The organism is Streptomyces sp. NPDC005799 (assembly GCF_040630525.1).
GTDB classification, from domain to species: Bacteria; Actinomycetota; Actinomycetes; order Streptomycetales; family Streptomycetaceae; genus Streptomyces; species Streptomyces griseorubiginosus_B.
The window spans coordinates 13,660-33,300 of record NZ_JBEXXQ010000043.1 but is presented as its reverse complement, the minus strand read 5'-3'; the positions used below and the strand labels follow the sequence as shown (position 1 = coordinate 33,300).

Annotated in this window: 15 protein-coding genes and 1 tRNA gene; 11 read left to right on the top strand and 5 right to left on the bottom strand. The window is 70.8% G+C overall.

Annotated features, from left to right (window positions below):
* Nucleotides 1-239: 239 nt before the first annotated feature.
* The 7 genes from ABZ453_RS34715 to ABZ453_RS34685 are packed head-to-tail and all read left to right on the top strand — an operon-like array spanning nt 240 to nt 7,475.
* The gene (locus tag ABZ453_RS34715; protein WP_359021328.1) at nt 240-1,133 is read left to right on the top strand and encodes an SCO3242 family prenyltransferase; all 894 of its coding nucleotides are present in this window, start codon (nt 240-242) and stop codon (nt 1,131-1,133) included.
* Nucleotides 1,130-2,101 (top strand): sugar phosphate isomerase/epimerase family protein, encoded by a 972-nt coding sequence (locus ABZ453_RS34710; RefSeq protein ID WP_359021326.1) that lies wholly within the window; start codon nt 1,130-1,132, stop codon nt 2,099-2,101. Before ABZ453_RS34715 ends, ABZ453_RS34710 begins: the two co-directional genes overlap by 4 nt.
* Nucleotides 2,098-2,943 (top strand): EboA domain-containing protein, encoded by an 846-nt coding sequence (locus ABZ453_RS34705; RefSeq protein WP_359021325.1) that lies wholly within the window; start codon nt 2,098-2,100, stop codon nt 2,941-2,943. The genes ABZ453_RS34710 and ABZ453_RS34705 overlap by 4 nt, the downstream gene beginning before the upstream one ends.
* Nucleotides 2,943-3,791, top strand: a complete 849-nt coding sequence (locus tag ABZ453_RS34700) for a TatD family hydrolase (RefSeq protein WP_359021323.1) — start codon at nt 2,943-2,945, stop codon at nt 3,789-3,791. Before ABZ453_RS34705 ends, ABZ453_RS34700 begins: the two co-directional genes overlap by 1 nt.
* A gap of 3 nt (nt 3,792-3,794) precedes the next feature.
* The gene (eboE, locus tag ABZ453_RS34695; protein WP_359021321.1) at nt 3,795-4,964 is read left to right on the top strand and encodes a metabolite traffic protein EboE; all 1,170 of its coding nucleotides are present in this window, start codon (nt 3,795-3,797) and stop codon (nt 4,962-4,964) included.
* Nucleotides 4,961-6,400: a nucleotide pyrophosphatase/phosphodiesterase family protein gene (locus tag ABZ453_RS34690; protein ID WP_359021319.1), complete on the top strand. Its 1,440-nt coding sequence runs from the start codon at nt 4,961-4,963 to the stop codon at nt 6,398-6,400. Before eboE ends, ABZ453_RS34690 begins: the two co-directional genes overlap by 4 nt.
* A gap of 46 nt (nt 6,401-6,446) precedes the next feature.
* Nucleotides 6,447-7,475 (top strand): sugar phosphate isomerase/epimerase, encoded by a 1,029-nt coding sequence (locus ABZ453_RS34685; protein ID WP_359021317.1) that lies wholly within the window; start codon nt 6,447-6,449, stop codon nt 7,473-7,475.
* A gap of 66 nt (nt 7,476-7,541) precedes the next feature.
* On the opposite strand, the gene ABZ453_RS34680 is transcribed toward ABZ453_RS34685, so the two are convergent.
* From ABZ453_RS34680 to ABZ453_RS34660, 5 genes are all read right to left on the bottom strand, one after another.
* Entirely contained in the window at nt 7,542-8,933 is a 1,392-nt protein-coding gene (locus ABZ453_RS34680; RefSeq protein ID WP_359021315.1) for an OFA family MFS transporter, read from the bottom strand.
* Nucleotides 8,934-8,935: 2 nt separating this feature from the next.
* The gene (locus ABZ453_RS34675; protein ID WP_359021313.1) at nt 8,936-10,324 is read right to left on the bottom strand and encodes an OFA family MFS transporter; all 1,389 of its coding nucleotides are present in this window, start codon (nt 10,322-10,324) and stop codon (nt 8,936-8,938) included.
* A 121-nt stretch (nt 10,325-10,445) separates the two neighbouring features.
* Nucleotides 10,446-12,590, bottom strand: coding sequence for an acetate--CoA ligase family protein (locus ABZ453_RS34670; RefSeq protein WP_359021407.1), 2,145 nt, complete (start codon nt 12,588-12,590; stop codon nt 10,446-10,448).
* A 4-nt stretch (nt 12,591-12,594) separates the two neighbouring features.
* Entirely contained in the window at nt 12,595-13,827 is a 1,233-nt protein-coding gene (gene frc / locus ABZ453_RS34665) for a formyl-CoA transferase (RefSeq protein WP_359021311.1), read from the bottom strand.
* A gap of 11 nt (nt 13,828-13,838) precedes the next feature.
* Nucleotides 13,839-15,536 carry a thiamine pyrophosphate-binding protein gene (locus ABZ453_RS34660; protein WP_359021309.1) on the bottom strand — a complete coding sequence of 566 codons (1,698 nt, stop codon included), beginning with the start codon at nt 15,534-15,536 and terminating at the stop codon, nt 13,839-13,841.
* A gap of 144 nt (nt 15,537-15,680) precedes the next feature.
* Here ABZ453_RS34660 and sucC point away from each other — a divergent pair, with 144 nt between their 5' ends.
* The 4 genes from sucC to ABZ453_RS34640 all read left to right on the top strand — a co-directional run bounded on the left by sucC (nt 15,681) and on the right by ABZ453_RS34640 (nt 19,585).
* Nucleotides 15,681-16,811 (top strand): ADP-forming succinate--CoA ligase subunit beta, encoded by a 1,131-nt coding sequence (sucC, locus tag ABZ453_RS34655; protein WP_359021307.1) that lies wholly within the window; start codon nt 15,681-15,683, stop codon nt 16,809-16,811.
* A gap of 11 nt (nt 16,812-16,822) precedes the next feature.
* Nucleotides 16,823-17,722 (top strand): succinate--CoA ligase subunit alpha, encoded by a 900-nt coding sequence (gene sucD / locus ABZ453_RS34650; protein WP_359021305.1) that lies wholly within the window; start codon nt 16,823-16,825, stop codon nt 17,720-17,722.
* 52 nt (nt 17,723-17,774) lie between these two features.
* Nucleotides 17,775-19,316: an aldehyde dehydrogenase family protein gene (locus tag ABZ453_RS34645; RefSeq protein WP_359021303.1), complete on the top strand. Its 1,542-nt coding sequence runs from the start codon at nt 17,775-17,777 to the stop codon at nt 19,314-19,316.
* Between the two features lie 184 nt (nt 19,317-19,500).
* Nucleotides 19,501-19,585 (top strand) — tRNA-Leu (locus ABZ453_RS34640).
* Nucleotides 19,586-19,641 lie beyond the last annotated feature (56 nt).

Genomic DNA, 19,641 nt, shown 5'->3' with positions numbered 1-19,641 from the left:
CCGGTGTCATGGCCCCGAAGCCGGTTTCCCAGTCGGATGCCGTTCAGGGAGGGGGTGGCGGTGGAGCTGTGGATGCGGCTGAGCGGGAGCCGGCTCGGCGGACGCCCACGGGGGCCGGAAGGACCGGCGGTGCAGCTGTGGATGCCGCTGAACCGATGCCGGCTTGTCGGACGCCTGCCGTAGGCGCCGGATGGCGGGCCGGTACAGGCCGGACGGTCACTGCCCGATCGGCCGGACCCATGCCGTCGCCGGACGCTGGGCGCACCGCCTCCCTCGCCGAACACACCCTCGCCTGGGCCGAACTGCTGCGGCTCCCCGCCCTGTTCACCGTCCCGGGTGACGCCCTCGCCGGCGCGGCCGCGACCGCCCCGGCCCCGAACGTCCGCACTCTCCTCGCCATCGGATCCTCCCTCTGCCTCTATGAGGCCGGCATGGCCCTCAACGACTGGTCCGACCGTGAGGAGGACGCGATGGAGCGCCCCCACCGACCCCTCCCCTCGGCCCGCGTCCACCCGGCCGCCGCCTTCTCGGCGGCCTGCGTCCTCACCGGAGCCGGCCTCGCGCTCGCCGCCCGTGCGGGCCGCCCCGCTCTGGTGGTCGCCGCCCCCCTCGCGGCCACGGTCTGGGCGTACGACCTCGGCCTGAAGCGCACCCCGGCCGGTCCAGCCGCCATGGCCGCCGCCCGCGGACTCGACCTGCTGCTCGGCGCGGCAGCCACGACCGGCCACCCGCGCAGCGCTCTCCCCTCCGCGGCACTGCTCGCCACCCACACCCTCGCGGTGACGGCCGTTTCCCGCCGGGAGACGACAGGCGGCTCACCCCTCGCCCCGCTGGCAGCCCTCGCCACCACCGGTGTCCTCACCCACCTCCTCACCCGCCGCCCCTCCCCGAAAGCCGCCCTGCGCTCGACGCTCGGCGCCGCCTACGCCGTCGCCGCGGCCCGCCCCTACGCCCACGCGGCCCTCAACCCGTCACCCCAGCTCACCCAACGAGCCGTCGGAAGCGGTGTCCGCGCCACGATCCCGCTCCAGGCCGCACTCGCCGCCCGCTCGGGCGCCCGGTCCACCGCGATGCTGGTGGCCGCGCTCGCCCCGCTCGGCAGGCGGTTCGCGAGGACGGTGAGCATCACATGAGCACCGAGAAGACGCACCGGCCGAACGGCACGCCGACCCCGGGGTCGGCAGCCGCCATCCCCGTCCGTTTCGGCTACGGCACCAACGGCCTCACCGACCTCCGGCTCGACGAGGCCCTCGGCCTCCTCGCCGACCTCGGCTACGACGGCGTGGGACTCACCCTCGACCACATGCACCTCGACCCCCTCGCCCCCGACCTCACCTCCCGGACCCGCCGCGTCGCCCAACGCCTTGACGTCCTCGGCCTGGACGTCACCGTCGAGACCGGCGCCCGCTACGTACTCGACCCGCGCCGCAAGCACGGCCCCTCCCTGCTGGACCCCGGCCCCGACGACCGGGCCCGGCGGGTCGGGCTGCTGATCCGCGCCGTCCAGGTCGCCGCCGACCTCGGCGCTCATGCCGTGCACTGCTTCAGCGGGATCACCCCGGCCGGCACGGACCCGGACACGGCGTGGAAACGTCTGGCCGAGTCACTGACCCCCGTCCTGGAGGCCGCCGCCGACGCGGGCATTCCCCTCGCCGTCGAACCGGAACCGGGCCATCTCCTCGCCACCCTCGCCGATTTCCACCACCTCCGCCGCACCCTCGGGGACCCGGAACACCTCGGTCTGACGCTCGACATCGGTCACTGCCAGTGCCTCGAACCCCTCTCTCCCGCCGACTGCGTCCGCGCCGCCGGTCCCTGGCTCCGGCACGTCCAGATCGAGGACATGCGCCGCGGCGTCCATGAGCACCTCCCGCTCGGAGAGGGCGAGATCGACTTCCCGCCCGTCCTCGCGGCCCTGGCCGCCACCGGCTACCAGGGCCTGACCGTCGTCGAACTGCCCCGCCACTCCCACGCGGGCCCCCACTTCGCCGAACACTCCCTCCCGCTCCTCCGTCGCGCGGCGACGAAAGCCGCTCAGTCGCCCGACGCCGCACCGCACGGCGATCCCTCCGCCATCCCCGAAGGGAGCAGCACCCCATGACGCATCGGCACACCACCCGGAACATCCCCCGGGCGGCCCACGCGGAGACCGACCGGGACGCGATGTCGCAGATCGACCCCGGGAACACCACTGGGGCCCGCGCGGCGGCCGGACGGACGAGCATCGGCGACCCCGAGCGCGCGTCCACCTCCCCTCCCGAGGACACGGCCCGGGCCGCCCTCACCCCACCGTCCGCCCTGTACCGCCACCTCGTCGCCCGCCTCGGCAAGTCCGCCCGCGCCTGGCTCGAGCAGGCCCTCTCCGAGGCCGCCGCCCAACCCGGCGTCCACGGACCCATCTCCGCGTGGGAGTTGCGCATCGCCGAGGCCGGTCGCCGCTGCGGACCCGAGCACGCCGACGCCGTCCGTGTGCTGATCCTGCACGCCGCCCGCGCCGGCACCGACGCGCTCAGCCGGGTCTACTTCCAGGGCACCGCCGCCGAACGCCGGGCCGTCCTGTACGCCCTGCCCCATCTGGTCGCCGGCCCCGGCGCCGTTCCGCTCGTCGAGGACGCACTGCGCACCAACGACACCCGCCTCCTGGCCGCCGCCGTCGGCCCGTACGCCGCCCGGCACCTCAGCCCCCATCTGTGGCGCCACGCCGTCCTGAAGTGCCTGTTCACCGGGGTCCCCGTGGACGAGGTCACCGATCTGGACCGGCGGGCCCGCGGGGACGGCGAACTCGCCCGCATGCTCGCCGACCACGCCGCCGAACGCACCGCCGCGGGCCGGGCGGTGCCCCAAGACCTGTACCGCGTCCTGACCCTGAGCGACCCCACGGCCACCCCACCCGCGCCGGCCGCCGCACCCGGCGTGCGCGGCAGCGACGGCAAGGAGTCCTGATGCGCATCTTCGACCCCCACATCCACATGACCTCCCGCACCACCGACGACTACGCCGCCATGCACGCCGCCGGCGTCCGCGCCGTCGTCGAACCCTCCTTCTGGCTCGGCCAGCCCCGCACCTCTCCCGCCACCTTCTTCGACTACTTCGACTCCCTCCTCGGCTGGGAACCCTTCCGTGCCGCCCAGTACGGCATCGCCCACCACTGCACCCTCGCCCTCAACCCGAAGGAGGCCAACGACCCCCGCTGCGCCCCCGTCCTCGACGAACTGCCCCGCTATCTCGTCAAGGACCAGGTCGTCGCCGTCGGCGAGATCGGCTACGACGCGATGACCGCGGCCGAGGACACCGCGCTCGCCGCCCAGCTCCAGCTCGCCGCCGACCACGGCCTGCCCGCGCTGGTGCACACCCCGCACCGGGACAAGCTCGCCGGTCTGCGCCGCACCCTCGACGTCGTCCACGAGTCCGCGCTGTCCCCGGACCGCGTCCTGGTCGACCATCTCAACGAGACCACCGTCAAGGAGGCCAAGGACAGCGGCTGCTGGCTGGGCTTCTCCGTCTATCCCGACACCAAGATGGACGAGGAGCGCATGGTCGCGATCCTGCGGGCCCACGGCCCGGAGCAGGTACTCGTGAACTCGGCCGCCGACTGGGGCAGGAGCGATCCCCTCAAGACCCGCAGGGTGGCCGACCTGATGCTGGCCGAAGGCTTCGGCGAGGACGACGTCGACCGGGTGCTGTGGCGGAACCCCGTCGCCTTCTACGGACTCAGCGGCCGCCTGAACCTGGACGTCACGGCCACGGCCTCCGCCCACGAGGGCAACTCCATCCTCCGTGGCGGGGCGTGAGCCATGCGCTTCCGCCATCCCGACGGCTCCACCGTCCACCTCGCCTACTGCACCAACGTCCACCCCGCGGAAACCCTCGACGGCGTCCTCGCCCAGCTCCGCGAGCACTGCGAACCCGTCCGCCGGCGCCTCGGCCGTGACCGTCTCGGCATCGGCCTCTGGCTCGCCAAGGACGCGGCGCACGCCCTGGTCACCGACCCGTCCGCCCTGCGCGGCCTGCGCACCGAACTCGACCGCCGGGGACTCGAGGTCGTCACACTCAACGGCTTCCCCTACGAGGGTTTTGGCGCCGAGGAGGTCAAGTACCGCGTGTACAAGCCCGACTGGGCCGACCCCGAACGCCTGGACCACACCACCGCGCTGGCCCGCATCCTCGCCGGGCTCCTGCCCGACGACGTCACCGAGGGCACCATCTCCACCCTGCCGCTCGCCTGGCGCACCGCCTGTGCCGAAGACCGCGCCCAGAAGGCCCGCACGGCCCTCGTCACCCTCGCCGAACGACTCGACGCCGTCCATGAGTTGACCGGCCGCTCGATCCGCGTCGGCCTGGAACCCGAACCCGGCTGCGTCGTCGAGACCACCGCGGACGCGATCGACCCGCTCACCCGCATCGGCCGCGACCGCATCGGTGTCTGCGTCGACACCTGCCACCTCGCCACCTCCTTCGAGGATCCGCACACCGCCCTGGACGCGCTCACCGAAGCGCGCGTCCCCATCGTCAAATCCCAGCTCTCCGCCGCCCTGCACGCCGAACACCCCCGCCTCCCCACCGTCCGTGCCGCCCTCGCCTCCTTCGACGAACCCCGCTTCCTGCACCAGACCCGCACCCTGGCGGACGGCGGCCTGCACGGCACCGACGACCTCGGCGAGGCCCTCACGGCCGGCGTCCTGCCCGACACGGCACCCTGGCGCGCCCACTTCCACGTGCCCCTGCACGCGGCCCCCGCCGCACCCCTGACCTCCACGCTCCCCGTCCTGCGGGCCGCGCTGTCCCGCCTGGTCGGCGGCCCGCACCCGCTCACCCACCACCTCGAGGTGGAGACCTACACCTGGCAGGCCCTCCCACCCGAACTCCGGCCCCGCGGCCGCCCCCAACTCGCCGACGGCATCGCCGCCGAACTCACCCTCGCCCGCGACCTGCTGACCGGCCTCGGCCTGAAGGAGCTGCCATGAGCACCCACCGGGCCGCGGCCGGCCCCACCCCCCTCCTCGTCCTGGACGTCGTGGGCCTCACCCCCCGTCTCCTCGACCACATGCCCCACCTCAAGAAGCTCGCCCAGTCCGGCTCCCGCGCCCCGCTCGGTACCGTCCTGCCCGCAGTGACCTGCGCCGCCCAGTCCACCTTCCTCACCGGCACCCACCCGTCCGAGCACGGCATCGTCGGCAACGGCTGGTACTTCCGCGAACTCGGCGACGTCCTGCTGTGGCGCCAGCACAACGGCCTGGTCGCCGGGGACAAGCTCTGGGACGCCGCCCGCCGCGCCCACCCCGGCTACACGGTCGCCAACATCTGCTGGTGGTACGCCATGGGCGCCGACACCGACATCACCCTCACTCCCCGTCCGATCTACTACGCCGACGGCCGCAAGGAACCCGACTGCTACACCTGGCCCCCGGCCCTGCACGACGAACTCACCGAGAAACTCGGCACCTTTCCCCTCTTCCACTTCTGGGGGCCCGGCGCCGACCTGGTCTCCAGCCAGTGGATCATCGACGCGACCCGCCACATCCTGCGCACCCGCCACCCCGACCTGGCCCTGTGCTACCTCCCTCACCTCGACTACGACCTGCAACGCTTCGGCCCCGACGACCCGCGCTCCCGCAAGGCTGCCACCGACCTGGACACCGCCCTGGCCCCGCTCCTGGACGACACCGCCGCCGAGGGCCGCATCGTCGTCGCCCTGTCCGAGTACGCCATCACCCGCGCCGACCGGCCCGTGGACATCAACCGCGCCCTGCGCCGCGCCGGCCTGTTGGACGTCCACACCCAGGACGGCATGGAGTACCTGGACCCGATGGCATCCCGTGCCTTCGCGGTCGCCGACCACCAGATCGCCCACGTCTACGTGCGCCGTCCCGAGGACCTCGACACCACCCGGCAAGCCCTCGCCGACCTGCCCGGCATCGACCAACTCCTCGACGACCAGGGCAAGAAGACCCATCACCTCGACCATCCGCGCTCCGGCGAACTCGTCGCCGTCGCGGAGCCGGACGCCTGGTTCACGTACTACTACTGGCTCGACGACGCCCGCGCGCCCGACTTCGCGCGACTCGTCGACATCCACCGCAAACCCGGCTACGACCCGGCCGAGCTGTTCATGGACCCACTCGACCCCTACGTCAGGGTCAAGGCCGCGACCGCGCTCGCGCGCAAGAAACTCGGCATGCGTTACCGCATGGCGGTCGTGCCCCTCGACCCGTCACCTATTCGCGGCAGCCATGGCCGCCTTCCCAGGAGCGACGACGACGGTCCGCTCCTCATCTGCTCCACCCCCCGCGCCGTCGGCGACCGCCTCGCGGCCACCGACGTGAAGTCACTTCTGCTCCATCTCGCCGGTCTGGACCGACCGGCCCCGCAGGACCCGTCCGTTCCGACTGGTCCCCAGTGAAGCACTCACCACTGACAACGCCCTCCGACACCGAGGAGTTCCAGGCATGAGCCGCATCCCCCAGACCGATCCCGAACTCACCCACCGCCTGACCAGGAGAGGCATGCTCGGCGTGGCCGCCGGCGCCACCGCGGCGGCCCTGCTCGGCGCCGCGTCCCCGGCGACGGCCGCCGAGTCCGCCTCCGCCGGCCGTGGCCGTCCCGTCCTCCCGCCCGGCCGGCTCGGCATCCAGCTGTACAGCCTGCGTGACAAGGTCTCCACGCTCGGCTTCGCTCCCGTCTTCACCGAACTGGAGAAGTACGGTTACGACGAGGTCGAGTTCGCCGGATACACGCAGGGCTCGGCCGGCCCCATCACGCTCGCCCAGCTCCGGCGGCTGGCCCGGAACCACGGTCTGACCCCGATCGGCAGCCACGTCGGCTACTACTCCGACGACCCGAACGCCTACACCTTCGCCCAGAACCTCACCAAGGTCCTGGACGACGCCCAGGCACTCGGCCTCAAGCACATCGGCACCGCCTCCGGACCGTTCCGCTACGGCTCCACCGTCGACGCCTGGAAGCGCGCCGCCGAGGAGTTCAACACCTACGGCGCCGCGGCGAAGGCGCGCGGCATGAAGTTCTACCAGCACAACCACTCCGACGAGTTCTCCTTCGCCACCGACAACCCGAGGGTCCGCCTCTACGACGTGCTCCTCGCGGAGACCGACCCCGACCTGGTGTTCCTGGAGATGGACATCTTCTGGGCCTATGCCGGCCAGTTCCGGTTCTCCAAGCGGCCCGACGGCAGCCCCGCCCCGTTCGAACCCCTCGACTACGTCCTCAGGCAGCCCCACCGCTACCCCCTCTTCCACGTCAAGGACGGCGTGAGCGACCCGTCGAACCAGTTCGGCTACCGCATGGTGGACGTCGGCGACGGCGACATCGACTACCAGAGGTTCATCTCCGCCGTGACCAGGCTCCGCGGTGAGCGCCTGGCCCACCACTGGCAGACCGAGCGCGACCAGCCCGACGAGTCCTTCACCTTCGCCCGCCGCTCCAGCGCGTACCTGCACTCCCTGCGCGAGAAGTGCTGAACCGTACGCCCGGCACGAGCAGGCCCTCCCCGCACCCGGAGAGGGCCTCCTCACGCGCGCGTGCCGTCAACTCGCCGACTGCGGTTGGGCCGTGAGCACGTCCGAGCCGCTGCGCCCCGGCTGCCGCAGCCGCAGGGCGATCGCCGCCGCGACCATGGAGACGCCGCCGGCCAGCGCGTACGCCCCGTCGTATCCCCAGGCCGCGACCACCATGGAGCCGAGGCCGCCGCCGAAGAGGCCGCTGATCAGCTTGCCGCTGTAGACCAGGCCGTAGTTGGTGGCGTTGTAGTTCTCCCCGAAGTAGTCCGGGGTCAGCGCCGCGAACATCGGGTAGAAGGCGCCGCCGCCGAAGCCGGAGAGGAAGGCGAATAACAAGAACAGCCACTCGCTCTTCATCTCACCGGCCAGGATCACGCCGAACTGGGCGAGGCCCAGCACGACGATCACGAACACCAGGGTCGACTTGCGGCCCCACTTGTCGGACAGCCAGCCCACGACACCGCGGCCGATGCCGTTGATGACCGCCATGACACCCATGGAGGACGCCGCGACCAGCGGGCCGAAGCCGATCTGCCTGGCGTAGTCGACCTGGAAGGAGATCCCGAAGATCGACACACCGGCGGTCATCACGATGGCCACCCACATCAGCGGCAGCATGCCCGTCCTGATGGCCTCCTTCGGCGTGAACTGCCTTACCGCCGGAGGGTTCTTGGCCAGACTCGCGGCGTTCTTGCGGTTTCCGGCGAACGTCAGCGGGTCGATGTCCGCGGGCCACCAGTTCTTCGGCGGGTCCTTGAAGAACATCGCGCATCCGGCGACCACGATCATGACGTAGCAGCCGATCAGGTCCAGCACACGGTGGTAGTTCCCGGTGTCGAAGGCGTAGTTGAAGATGAAGATGAACGGCAGCGACCCGTAGGCGAAGCCGCCGTTGACGAAGCCGGTCCGGGCACCCCGGCGCTCGGGGAACCACTTGCCGACCATGTTGATGCAGGTCGCGTAGACCAGACCGGAGCCCAGGCCGCCCACCACGCCGAAGCCGAGGATGGCCAGCCACACGTTGCTCAGGTGCGACAGGGCGAGGAAGCCGACCAGGCACATGGCGGAACCGATGTACATGGCCCTGCGCGCCGTCAGGACGCCCTTCTCGCGCATCCAGCCCGCGGGGAAGGCGATGCCCGCCTGGAAGAACACCCAGACGCTGAGGATCCAGAAGGTGTTGGACTGCGTCCAGCCGTGCGCGTGGGACAGGGTGTCCTCCGCGGAGCCGTAGGCGTATTCGGAGACGCTGATGGCCATCATGGCGATCCACGGGAGGTACACCATGAGCTTGCGGGAGTGGCCGAGGATGTCCCGGTCGGTCTCGCCGACGCGGTAGACGCGGCCGCCCGAGTCGGTCACCTCACGGTAGGGACGGTGTGTGGCTGCCGTGTCGGCCGAGAGCGGATCTGCAGTCATGCTTATGCCATCTCCTCGCCGAGCGGGTGCGGGTTGGGGACGATGCGCCGGGCACTGGGCCGGCCCGGGGCCTTGAGGAAGAGCGCCAGCACCGCGGAGGCCAGGCCGATGGAGCCGGCCAGGACGAACGCGCCGTGGTAGTCCCACTCGCCGACGACGACGGCGCCCAGACCGGAGCCCACGAGTCCGGAGACCAGCTTCGAGCTGTAGACCATTCCGTAGTTGGTGGCGTTGTTGTTCTCGCCGAAGTAGTCGGCCGTCATGGCCGCGAACAGGGGGAAGATCGCCCCGCCGCCGAAGCCGGAGACCATGGAGCAGAACAGGAAGAACGGCATGCTGCCCATCTGGCCGGACACCAGCACGCCGAACTGCGCGGTGCCCAGCACGACGCACACGATGACCAGCGTGTTGCGCCGGCCGTAGCCGTCGGAGATCCAGCCGATGACCCCGCGCCCGGTGCCGTTGACGATGGCCTTCAGGGACATCGCCGTGGCCACGATCCCGCCGGCGAAGCCCATGTCCATGCCGAAGGGCACCTGGAAGGCGATGCCGAAGACATTGATGCCGGCCGTGCACAGCAGACAGAACCACATCATCCACAGGACGGGCGTACGGGCGGCCTCCTTCGGGGTGTACTGCCTGACCGCCGGCGGGTTCTTCTCCAGCGCCCGGCGGATCTTCGGGTCGTCGGTCTGCCTCAGCGGGTCCACGTGCGGCGGCCACCAGTTCTTCGGCGGGTCCTCGAAGAACCAGCCGGCCGACGCCACCAGCAGGCACAGTCCGATGCCCGCACAGGCGAGCACGGTCCGGTAGTTGCCGAGGTCCATGCAGGAGGTGAACAGGAAGACGAAGGGCACGGACCCGTAGGCGAAACCGCCGTTGACGAAGCCCGTCTTGCCGCCCCTGCGCTCCGGATACCACTTGCCGACCATGTTCACGCAGGTCGCGTAGACCAGGCCGGCGCCGATGCCGCTGCACATCCCGAAACCGACGTAGGCGACGGCCACGTTGGGCGCGTACGCCAGCGACAGATAGCCGAGCATGGTGCCGACGGCGCCGATCATCATCGCCGTACGCGCGGGCAGTCGGCCGCTCTCGCGCAGTCGTCCGGCGGGGAAGGCCACGGCCGCCTGGAAGAACACCCAGACGCCCATCAGCCAGAAGATGTGTCCACTGCTCCACAGATGCGCCTCGTGGAGCGTGTCCTCCGCCGAGGTGAACGCGTACTCGGCGGAGCTGATGCCCATCATGCCCACCCAGGGCAGGACGACCATCCACCTGCGGGTCCGGCCCATCAGATCGACATCCGTCTCGCCGATCCGGTAGACGCGGCCGTTGCGGTCCATCACCTCCCTGTAGGGGACGGACGCCGTACAGTCGGTCGTTGTCATCGTTGAGTGCCCCTTGCGTCGAAAGTTCTGGCCAGCGCCCCCTGTCCAATGCCTTTCGTGTGCGCACGGGTCCCGGGGGCCGGCCGACCGCACTGTCGGCCGGCCCCGCGCGTGGGTCACCTCATGAACCGCCCCCCAGCAAACCCGCGGCCCGGGCCCAGCGGTACTTCGCCCCGAGCACGGCCACCGGCTTCTCGGTCGTGTACGGGTACGCCACGACCCCGCGCTCGTAGAGGTACTGGCAGGCCTCCTCGACCTCGACGTCACCCGCGAGGGAGGCCACCACGGGCTTGACGATCCCGCGCTCGCGGAACTCGGCCACCACGCGCGCGGTGAGCTCCGCGAAGACCATCGGGGGAGTGACGATCGTGTGCCAGTAGCCGAGGACCAGCGCGTGGATGCGCGGATCCTCCAGGCCGAGCCGGATCGTCGCCTCGTACGTCGACGGCGGTTCGCCGCCCGTGATGTCGACCGGGTTGCCCGCGGCGCCGAACGGCGGGATGAACATCCTGAAGGCCTCGTCCAGGTCCGGCGGGATCTCCATCAGGGACAGGCCGTTGTCGGTCACCGCGTCGGACAGCAGCACACCGCTGCCGCCGGCCCCGGTGATGATCACGACGTTGTCGCCCCGGGGAGTGGGAAGCACCGGCAACGCGCGCGCGTACTCGAGCATGTCGTTCAGCCCGGGCGCCCGGATCACGCCGGCCTGCCGCAGGATGTCGTCGTACACGGCGTCGTCGCCCGCGAGGGCCCCGGTGTGCGACCCGGCCGCCTTCGCGCCCGCCGCCGTACGGCCCGCCTTCAGGACCACGACCGGCTTCCTCGGTACGGTCGCCCGCGCGGCCTCCACGAAGGCGCGGCCGTCCTTGAGGTCCTCCAGGTGCATCGCGATGCACTCGGTGTGCGGGTCCTCGCCGAACCACGTCAGCAGGTCGTCCTCGTCCAGGTCGGACTTGTTGCCGAGGCCCACGATGGCCGACACACCCGTCTTCGTGGTGCGGGCGAAGCCCAGGATGGCCATGCCGATGCCCCCGGACTGGGAGGTCAGCGCCACCGGGCCCTTGACGTCGTACGGTGTGCAGAACGTGGCGCACAGGTCCTGCCAGGTCGAGTAGTAGCCGTAGATGTTGGGGCCGAGGAGGCGGACGCCGTGCCGCTCGGCGATCGACACGATCTCCGCCTGGAGTTCGTGCTCGCCGGTCTCCGCGAAGCCGGAGGGGATCAGCACGGCGTTGGGGATCTTCTTGCGTCCCACCTCCTCCAGGGCCGAGGCCACGAACTTGGCGGGGATCGCGAAGACCGCCACATCCACCTCACCGGGAACGTCGGTGACACTCTTGTACGCCTTGCGGCCCAGGATGTCATCGGCCTTGGGGTTCACCGGATGGATCTCCCCGGCGAAGCCGCCGTCGACGAGGTTGCGCATGACCGAATTACCGATCTTGCCCTGCTCGTTGGAGGCACCGATCACGGCGACCGAGGACGGCTGCATCAGCCGGCGCATGGAGGTGAGGATCTCCTCGCGCGCGTAGCTCCTGCGCGGTGGCGGCTGCTTCTCCGCGAGGATCACCCGGATGTCGGCGGCGACCGCGCCCTCCGGAGTCGCGATCACCGGGTTGAGGTCGACCTCCGCGATCTCCGGGAAGTCCGCGACCAGTTGGGACACCCGCCGGATCTGCTCCGCGATGGCCCACCGGTCGGCGCCCGCCCGACCGCGCACCCCGCGCAGGATCTCCGCGGACCGGATCGAGTCCAGCATGGACAGCGCCTCGTCGGCACTCACCGGCGCCAGCCTGAACGTGACGTCCTTGAGGACCTCGACGAGAACGCCGCCGAGCCCGAAGGCGACGACCTTTCCGAAGGTCGGATCCGTCACCGCGCCGACGATGACCTCCTGCCCCTTGGGCAGCAGTTCCTGGACCTGCACACCCTCGATCCGCGCGTTCGCGTCGTACGCGCGCGCGTTGTCGATGATCTCGTGGAACGCCGCCCGTACGTCCCCGGCGCCCTCGACGCCGACGACCACACCGCCGGCGTCGGTCTTGTGGAGGATGTCCGGCGAGACGATCTTCATCACCACGGGCCCGGCGAAACGCGCCGCGTACGCGACCGCCTCGTCCACGTCGGTGGCCAGCTCCTCGCCCGGTACGGCGATCCCGTACGCGTCGGCGATCACCTTGCCCTCGGGCGCGGTCAGCGCGGTCCGCCCCTCGGCGCGCACGGTGTCGAGGAGCGCGCGCACCCGCAGCTCCCGGTCTTCCGCCATCACGTCAGATCACTCCGTTCGACTTGAGCAGGCGCAGTTCCTCGTCGCCGAGGCCGAGCTCGCCGACGTAGACCTCTTCGTTGTGCTCGCCGAGCAACGGTGAACCGGTCACCTCGACGGGGGAGTCGGACAGCTTCAGCGGGCTGCCCACGGTGGTGAACGCGCCGCGCTCGGGGTGCGGGACGGTGACCACCATCTCGTTGGCGACCAGCGAGTCGTCCTCGATGATCTCCTTCGTGGACAGGATCGGCCCGCACGGGATGTTGTGGGCGTTGAGCCGCTCCAGTACCTCCCACTTGGGCAGCGTCGAGGACCACTCCTCGATCAGCTGGAACATCTTGTTGAGCTTGGGCAGACGGGCCTGAGGGGTCGACCACTCGGGGTCGTCCGCCAGCTCCGGCCGGCCGATGAGTTCGCTGATCGGCTGCCAGCCGACGGGCTGCACGATGACGTAGACGTAGTCGTTCGGGCCGCCCGGCGCGCATTTGACCGCCCAGCCGGGCTGACCGCCGCCGGAGGCGTTTCCCGAGCGGGGAACTTCGGTGCCGAAGTCGTCGTTGGGATATTCAGCGAGCGGGCCGTGGGCCAGGCGCTGCTGATCGCGCAGCTTCACCCGGCAGAGGTTGAGCACGGCGTGCTGCATGGCCACGTTCACCCGCTGACCGCGCCCGGTGTGCTCGCGCTGGAACAGCGCCGCGAGTATCCCCGCAACGGCGTGGACACCCGTGCCCGAGTCCCCGATCTGGGCCCCCGTCGCCAGCGGTGGCCCGTCCTCGAAACCGGTGGTCGACATCGACCCGCCCATGGCCTGCGCGACGACCTCGTACGCCTTGAAGTTGGTGTACGGGCCGTCACCGAACCCCTTGATGGAGGCATAGACGATCCGCGGATTGATCTCCTGGATGCGGTCCCAGGTGAAGCCCATGCGGTCGACCGCGCCCGGTCCGAAGTTCTCGACCATGACGTCCGAGCGCCGGATCAGCTCGGTGAGGATCTCCTTGCCGCGCTCGGTCTTGGTGTTGAGGGTGATGCTCCGCTTGTTGCAGTTGAGCATCGTGAAGTAGAGGGAGTCGACGTCCGGCAGATCGCGCAGTTGCTTGCGGGTGATGTCACCGCTTGGCGCCTCCAGCTTGACGACGTCGGCGCCGAGCCAGGCCAGCAGCTGGGTCGCGGAGGGCCCGGACTGGACGTGGGTCATGTCGAGGACCCGGATGCCCTCAAGTGCCTTGGTGGTCACGGGCGTTCACCTCACTTGTACATCGTCTGGTTCATGGTTCCGGGGGCGTACGCGTCCGGGTCGACCCAGACGTTGATCAGCGACGGCTTGCCCGACTCACGGGCGCGGCGCAGGGCGGGGCCGATGTCGGCGGGGTCGCGGACCTCCTCGCCGTGACCGCCCAGCATCTGGGCGAACTTGTCGTAGGGGACGTCGCCGAGGGTGTTGCCGACCCGCTCGCGCTCCAGGCCGTACTTCTGGGCCTGGCCGTAACGGATCTGGTTCATCGAGGAGTTGTTGCCGACGATGCCGACGAAGGGGAGGTCGTAGCGGACGAGGGTCTCGAAGTCCCAGCCGGTGAGGGAGAAGGCGCCGTCACCGAAGAGGGCCACCACTTCCTTGTCGGGCCGCGCCTGCTTGGCCGCGAGCACGAAGGGGATGCCGACGCCGAGGGTGCCCAGCGGCCCCGGATCCATCCAGTGGCCCGGTGACTTGGGCTGCACGACCTGCCCGGAGAAGGTGACGATGTCGCCGCCGTCGCCGATGTAGATCGAGTCCTTGGTGAGGAAGTCGTTGATCTCGCTGACCAGGCGGTAGGGGTGGATCGGAGAGGCGCCCGACCTCAGGCTCGGCAGCCGCTTCTCGAGTGCGGTCTGCTCGGCGGCGCGCAGCTCGTCGAGCCACTCCTTGCGCTTGGCGGCGCCCCCGTTGCTGTATCCATGAAAGGCGTGTCCGGAGGCGGCCTCGGTCACCGACTTCAGCACCAGGCCCGCGTCACCGACGATCCCGAGGTCGATGTCGCGGTTCTTGCCGACCGTGCGGTAGTCGAGGTCGATCTGCACGACGGTCGCGTCCGGCGAGAGCCGCTTGCCGTAGCCCATGCGGAAGTCGAAGGGCGTACCGACGACCACGATGACGTCCGCGCCCGAGAACGCGTAGCGGCGCGAGAGCTGGAAGTGGTGCGGGTCGCCCGGCGGGAGGGTGCCGCGGCCGGCGCCGTTCATGTACGCCGGGATGTTGAGGGTCCGCACCAGCTCGACGGCGGCCTCGGTGCCGCGGGTCGTCCACACCTGGCTGCCCAGCAGGATGGCCGGCTTCTCGGCGTGCACCAGCAGGTCCGCGAGCTTCTCGATCGCCTCGGGATCACCTGCCGAGCGCGTCGAGGCCCGGTAGGCACCGGCCTTCGGCACGCGTGCCCTCGACACCGGCACCTTGGCGTCGAGGACATCGCGCGGGATCTCCAGGAAGGAGGGGCCGGGCGCGCCGTGGTAGCACTCGCGGAAGGCCATCGACACCATGTCCGCCGCGCGGGCCGTGTCCGGCACCGCCGCCGCGAACTTGGTGATCGGCGTCATCATGTCGACGTGCGGCAGGTCCTGCAGTGACCCCATCTTGTGCTGCGCGAGGGCCCCCTGACCGCCGATCAGCAGCATGGGGGACTCCGCGCGGAAGGCGTTGGCGACACCGGTGACGGCGTCGGTCGTGCCCGGACCGGCGGTGACGACGGCGCAGCCGGGCCTGCCCGTGATGCGGGCGTAACCGTCGGCGGCGTGGGCGGCGACCTGCTCGTGGCGGACGTCGACGACCTCGATGCCCTCGTCGACGCAGCCGTCGTAGATGTCGATGATGTGGCCGCCGCACAACGTGTAGATGCGGTCGACCCCCTCGGCCTTGAGGGCCTTGGCGACGAGGTGACCGCCGGAAACCACGTCCTGGGTGTCGTCGGGCATGGCGAAGTCCTGTCCCTTCGTAGGGGGTTGGAAGGCTCTCACGGTACATTGCATACAGTCGACGAATACTGTATGAACCTTGTTATCCCGCATCCGGTGGGTGGTGTCCAGGGGGCGTGCGGCACTTTTGAGTCAGGAGCCGGAATGGACCTGTTCGAGCACCAGGCAAGGGAACTCTTCGAGGAACACGGCATCGTGGTGCCAAGGGCCGAGGTCACCGACTCGCCCAAACAGGCCCGCGAGATCGCGTGCAGGCTCGGTGGCCGGGTGGTGGTCAAAGCGCAGGTGAAGGCGGGTGGGCGCGGCAAGGCGGGCGGGGTGAGGTTCGCCGCGGACCCGGCCGCGGCGGAGTTGACCGCACGTCAGATCCTCGGAATGGACATCAAGGGCCACACCGTCGGCACGGTGATGCTGGCCCAACCCGTGGACATCGACAGTGAGTTCTACGTCTCGTACGTCCTCGACCGCGCGGCGGGCGGCTTCCTCGCCATCGCCTCCGCCGAGGGCGGCATGGAGATCGAGGAGGTCGCGGCCAGTCGCCCGGAGGCCGTCGCCCGCATTCCCGTCGACCCGGCCGAGGGCGTCACCTCGGCGAAGGCGAGCGAGATCGCCGAGGCGGCGGGGCTGCCGCCGCAGACGGTCGACGTCCTCGTACGGCTGTGGGAGGTGCTCGTCCGCGAGGACGCGCTGCTCGTCGAGGTGAACCCGCTCGTGCGCACCACGCAGGGGCAGATCCTCGCCCTCGACGGCAAGGTCACGCTCGACGACAACGCCCGTTTCCGGCACTCCCGTTGGGGCGCCGGGGACGTGGAGCACGGGGACGCGCTGGAGGCGGCGGCCGCCGCGAAGGGCCTCAACTACGTCAAGCTCGACGGCGAGGTCGGCGTCATCGGCAACGGGGCGGGGCTTGTCATGTCGACCCTCGACGTGGTCGCCGGGTGCGGTGCCCGGCCCGCCAACTTCCTCGACATCGGCGGCGGGGCGTCCGCCGGAACCATGGCCGACGGTCTGTCCGTGATCCTTTCGGACCCGGACGTGAAGTCGGTCTTCGTCAACGTCTTCGGCGGCATCACCGCCTGCGACGCGGTGGCGGACGGGATCGTACAGGCCCTGGACAGCGTGCGGTTGACCAAGCCGCTGATCGTGCGGCTCGACGGCAACAACGCGACCCGGGGCCGAGCCATCCTCGACGAACGCCCGCATCCTCTGGTGCAGCAGGCAACCACCATGGACGGCGCCGCGCGTCGTGCCGCCCTACTCGCCACCGCCGGCTGAAGGAGCCCGACATGGCCATCTACCTCACCAAGGAGAGCAAGGTCCTCGTCCAGGGCATGACCGGCGGCGAAGGCATGAAGCACACCCGGCGCATGCTCGCCGCCGGCACGAACGTCGTCGGCGGCGTCAACCCCCGCAAGGCGGGCCGCACCGTCGACTTCGACGAGCGGGCCGTCCCCGTCTACGGCTCCGTCGCCGAGGGCGTCCACGCCACCGGCGCCGACGTCACCGTCGTGTTCGTCCCGCCGGCCTTCGCCGAAGCGGCCGTCGTCGAGGCCGCCGACGCGGGCATCGGCCTCGCGGTCGTCATCACCGAGGGCATCCCGGTCCACGACTGCGTCGCCTTCACCGCGTACGCGAGGTCGAAGGGCACGCGGATCATCGGCCCCAACTGCCCCGGCCTGATCACGCCGGGCCAGTCCAACGCGGGCATCATCCCGTCCGACATCACCAAACCCGGCCGCATCGGCCTGGTCTCCAAGTCCGGCACGCTGACCTACCAACTCATGTACGAACTCCGGGACATCGGCTTCTCGACCTGCGTCGGCATCGGCGGCGACCCGGTGGTGGGCACGACACACATCGACTGCCTCGCCGCCTTCCAGGACGACCCCGACACCGAACTCGTCGTGCTCATCGGCGAGATCGGCGGCGACGCGGAGGAACGCGCGGCCGCGTACATCCGCGAACACGTCACCAAGCCCGTCGTCGGCTACATCGCCGGGTTCACCGCCCCCGAGGGCAGGACGATGGGGCACGCGGGAGCCATCGTGTCCGGCTCCTCCGGCACCGCGCGGGCGAAGAAGGAGGCGCTGGAGGCGGTCGGGGTCGGTGTGGGAAGCACGCCGACCGAGACGGCGAAACTCGTCCTCGCCCGCCTCGAAGACCTGCCCCCGGTCCGTCATAGTTGAGCTGAGCCACGCATCCCCGCCCCCGACTGTGCACCGAGAGCGGAGCAACCCGATGGCAACCACCCTCACCCTCAAATCAGGCACGTCCTGGACCGACGCCTGGCAACGCTGTCTGGCCGTGGCCCCCGAGGCCTTCCGGGACGACCGCGTCCTCAACCTCTGGAACGCCACCTGGCAGGCCGACGGCCGGGCGCTGCCCGCCACCAGCCCCGTCGACGGCAGCCCCATCGCGGGCCCGCCCCGCCTGGACGGCGACACCGCCCACCGGGCCGTGCGCGCGGCGCTCGACGAACACCGGGCCTGGCGGTACGTCCCCCTCGACGAACGCCGCGCCCGCGTCGCGGCCACCCTCGACGCCCTCACCGAACACCGCGAACTGCTCGCCCTGCTGCTCGTCTGGGAGATCGGCAAGCCCTGGCGGCTCGCCCAGGCCGACGTCGACCGCGCGATCGACGGCGTGCGCTGGTACGTCGACGGCATCGAGCCGATGCTGGCCGGCCGGGCCCCGCTGGACGGCCCGGTATCCAACATCGCGAGCTGGAACTATCCGATGAGCGTGCTCGTTCACGCCATGCTGGTCCAGGCACTGGCGGGCAACGCGGTGATCGCCAAGACCCCGACCGACGGCGGCCTCGCCTGTCTCACCCTGGCCTGCGCGCTCGCCGCCCGCGAGGGGATTCCCGCCACCCTCGTCAGCGGCAGCGGGAGCGAGCTGTCCCAGGCGCTCGTACGGGCGCCCGAGATCGGCTGCGTCTCCTTCGTCGGCGGCCGCGACACCGGTGCGGCGGTGGCCACGGCCGTCGCCGACCTCGGCAAGCGGCACGTACTCGAACAGGAGGGACTCAACACCTGGGGCATCTGGAACCACTCGGACTGGGACGCGCTCGCGGCCGTGATCCCGAAGCTCTTCGACTACGGCAAGCAGCGCTGCACGGCGTACCCGCGCTTCGTCGTCCAGCGGCAGCTGTTCGACGACTTCCTGGCGGCGTACCTGCCCGCGGTCCGTACGATCAGGGTCGGCCACCCGCTCGCCGTCGAGCGGCCCGAGGACCCCTGCCCGGAGCTGGACTTCGGCCCGCTCGTCAACGCCGCCAAGGCCAAGGAACTGCGTGACCAGGTCACCGAGGCCATCGACCGCGGCGCCGTGCCGCTGCACCGCGGCAGCGAGGCCGACGCCCGCCTCCTGCCCGGCCAGGACACCTCGGCGTACGTCCAGCCGGTCACCCTCCTGAACCCGCCACCCTCGTCCCCGCTGCACCACGCGGAGCCGTTCGGCCCGGTCGACACCATCGTCCTGGTCGACACGGAGGCGGAGCTGCTGGCCGCGATGAACGCCTCCAACGGTGCTCTGGTGGCCACCCTCTCCACCGACGACCGGGCCACCTTCGACCGGCTGGCGCCGCAGATCCGCGCGTTCAAGGTCGGCCACGGAAAACCGCGCTCCCGAGGCGACCGGGACGAACTCTTCGGCGGTTTCGGGGCGTCCTGGCGTGGGGCGTTCGTCGGCGGTGAGCTCCTGGTGCGCGCCGTGACGCAGGGGCCGGCCGGGGAGCGGCTGCCCGGGAACTTCCCGGACTACCACCTCATGCCGTGACCGGCGGCCGGGCGGCGCCCCCGGTGTCCTCGCCCCGGGGCGCCGCCCGGCGATCACCCGACGGTCACCGTGGTCCGCGGGACCGGCCCACGGGACGGATATGCAGGTGAAGGCCACTGCGAAACCTTGGTATTGTTGTGCGTGTCGCCCCGGGGAACACCTCCGGTCAAGCGGCAGACACCTGGTCCGGGTGGCGGAATGGCAGACGCGCTAGCTTGAGGTGCTAGTGCCCTTTATCGGGCGTGGGGGTTCAAGTCCCCCCTCGGACACTCACTGCATTTCCCTCGTGCGGGTCGAGCCCAGTCTCGGCCCGCACGAGCTGTTT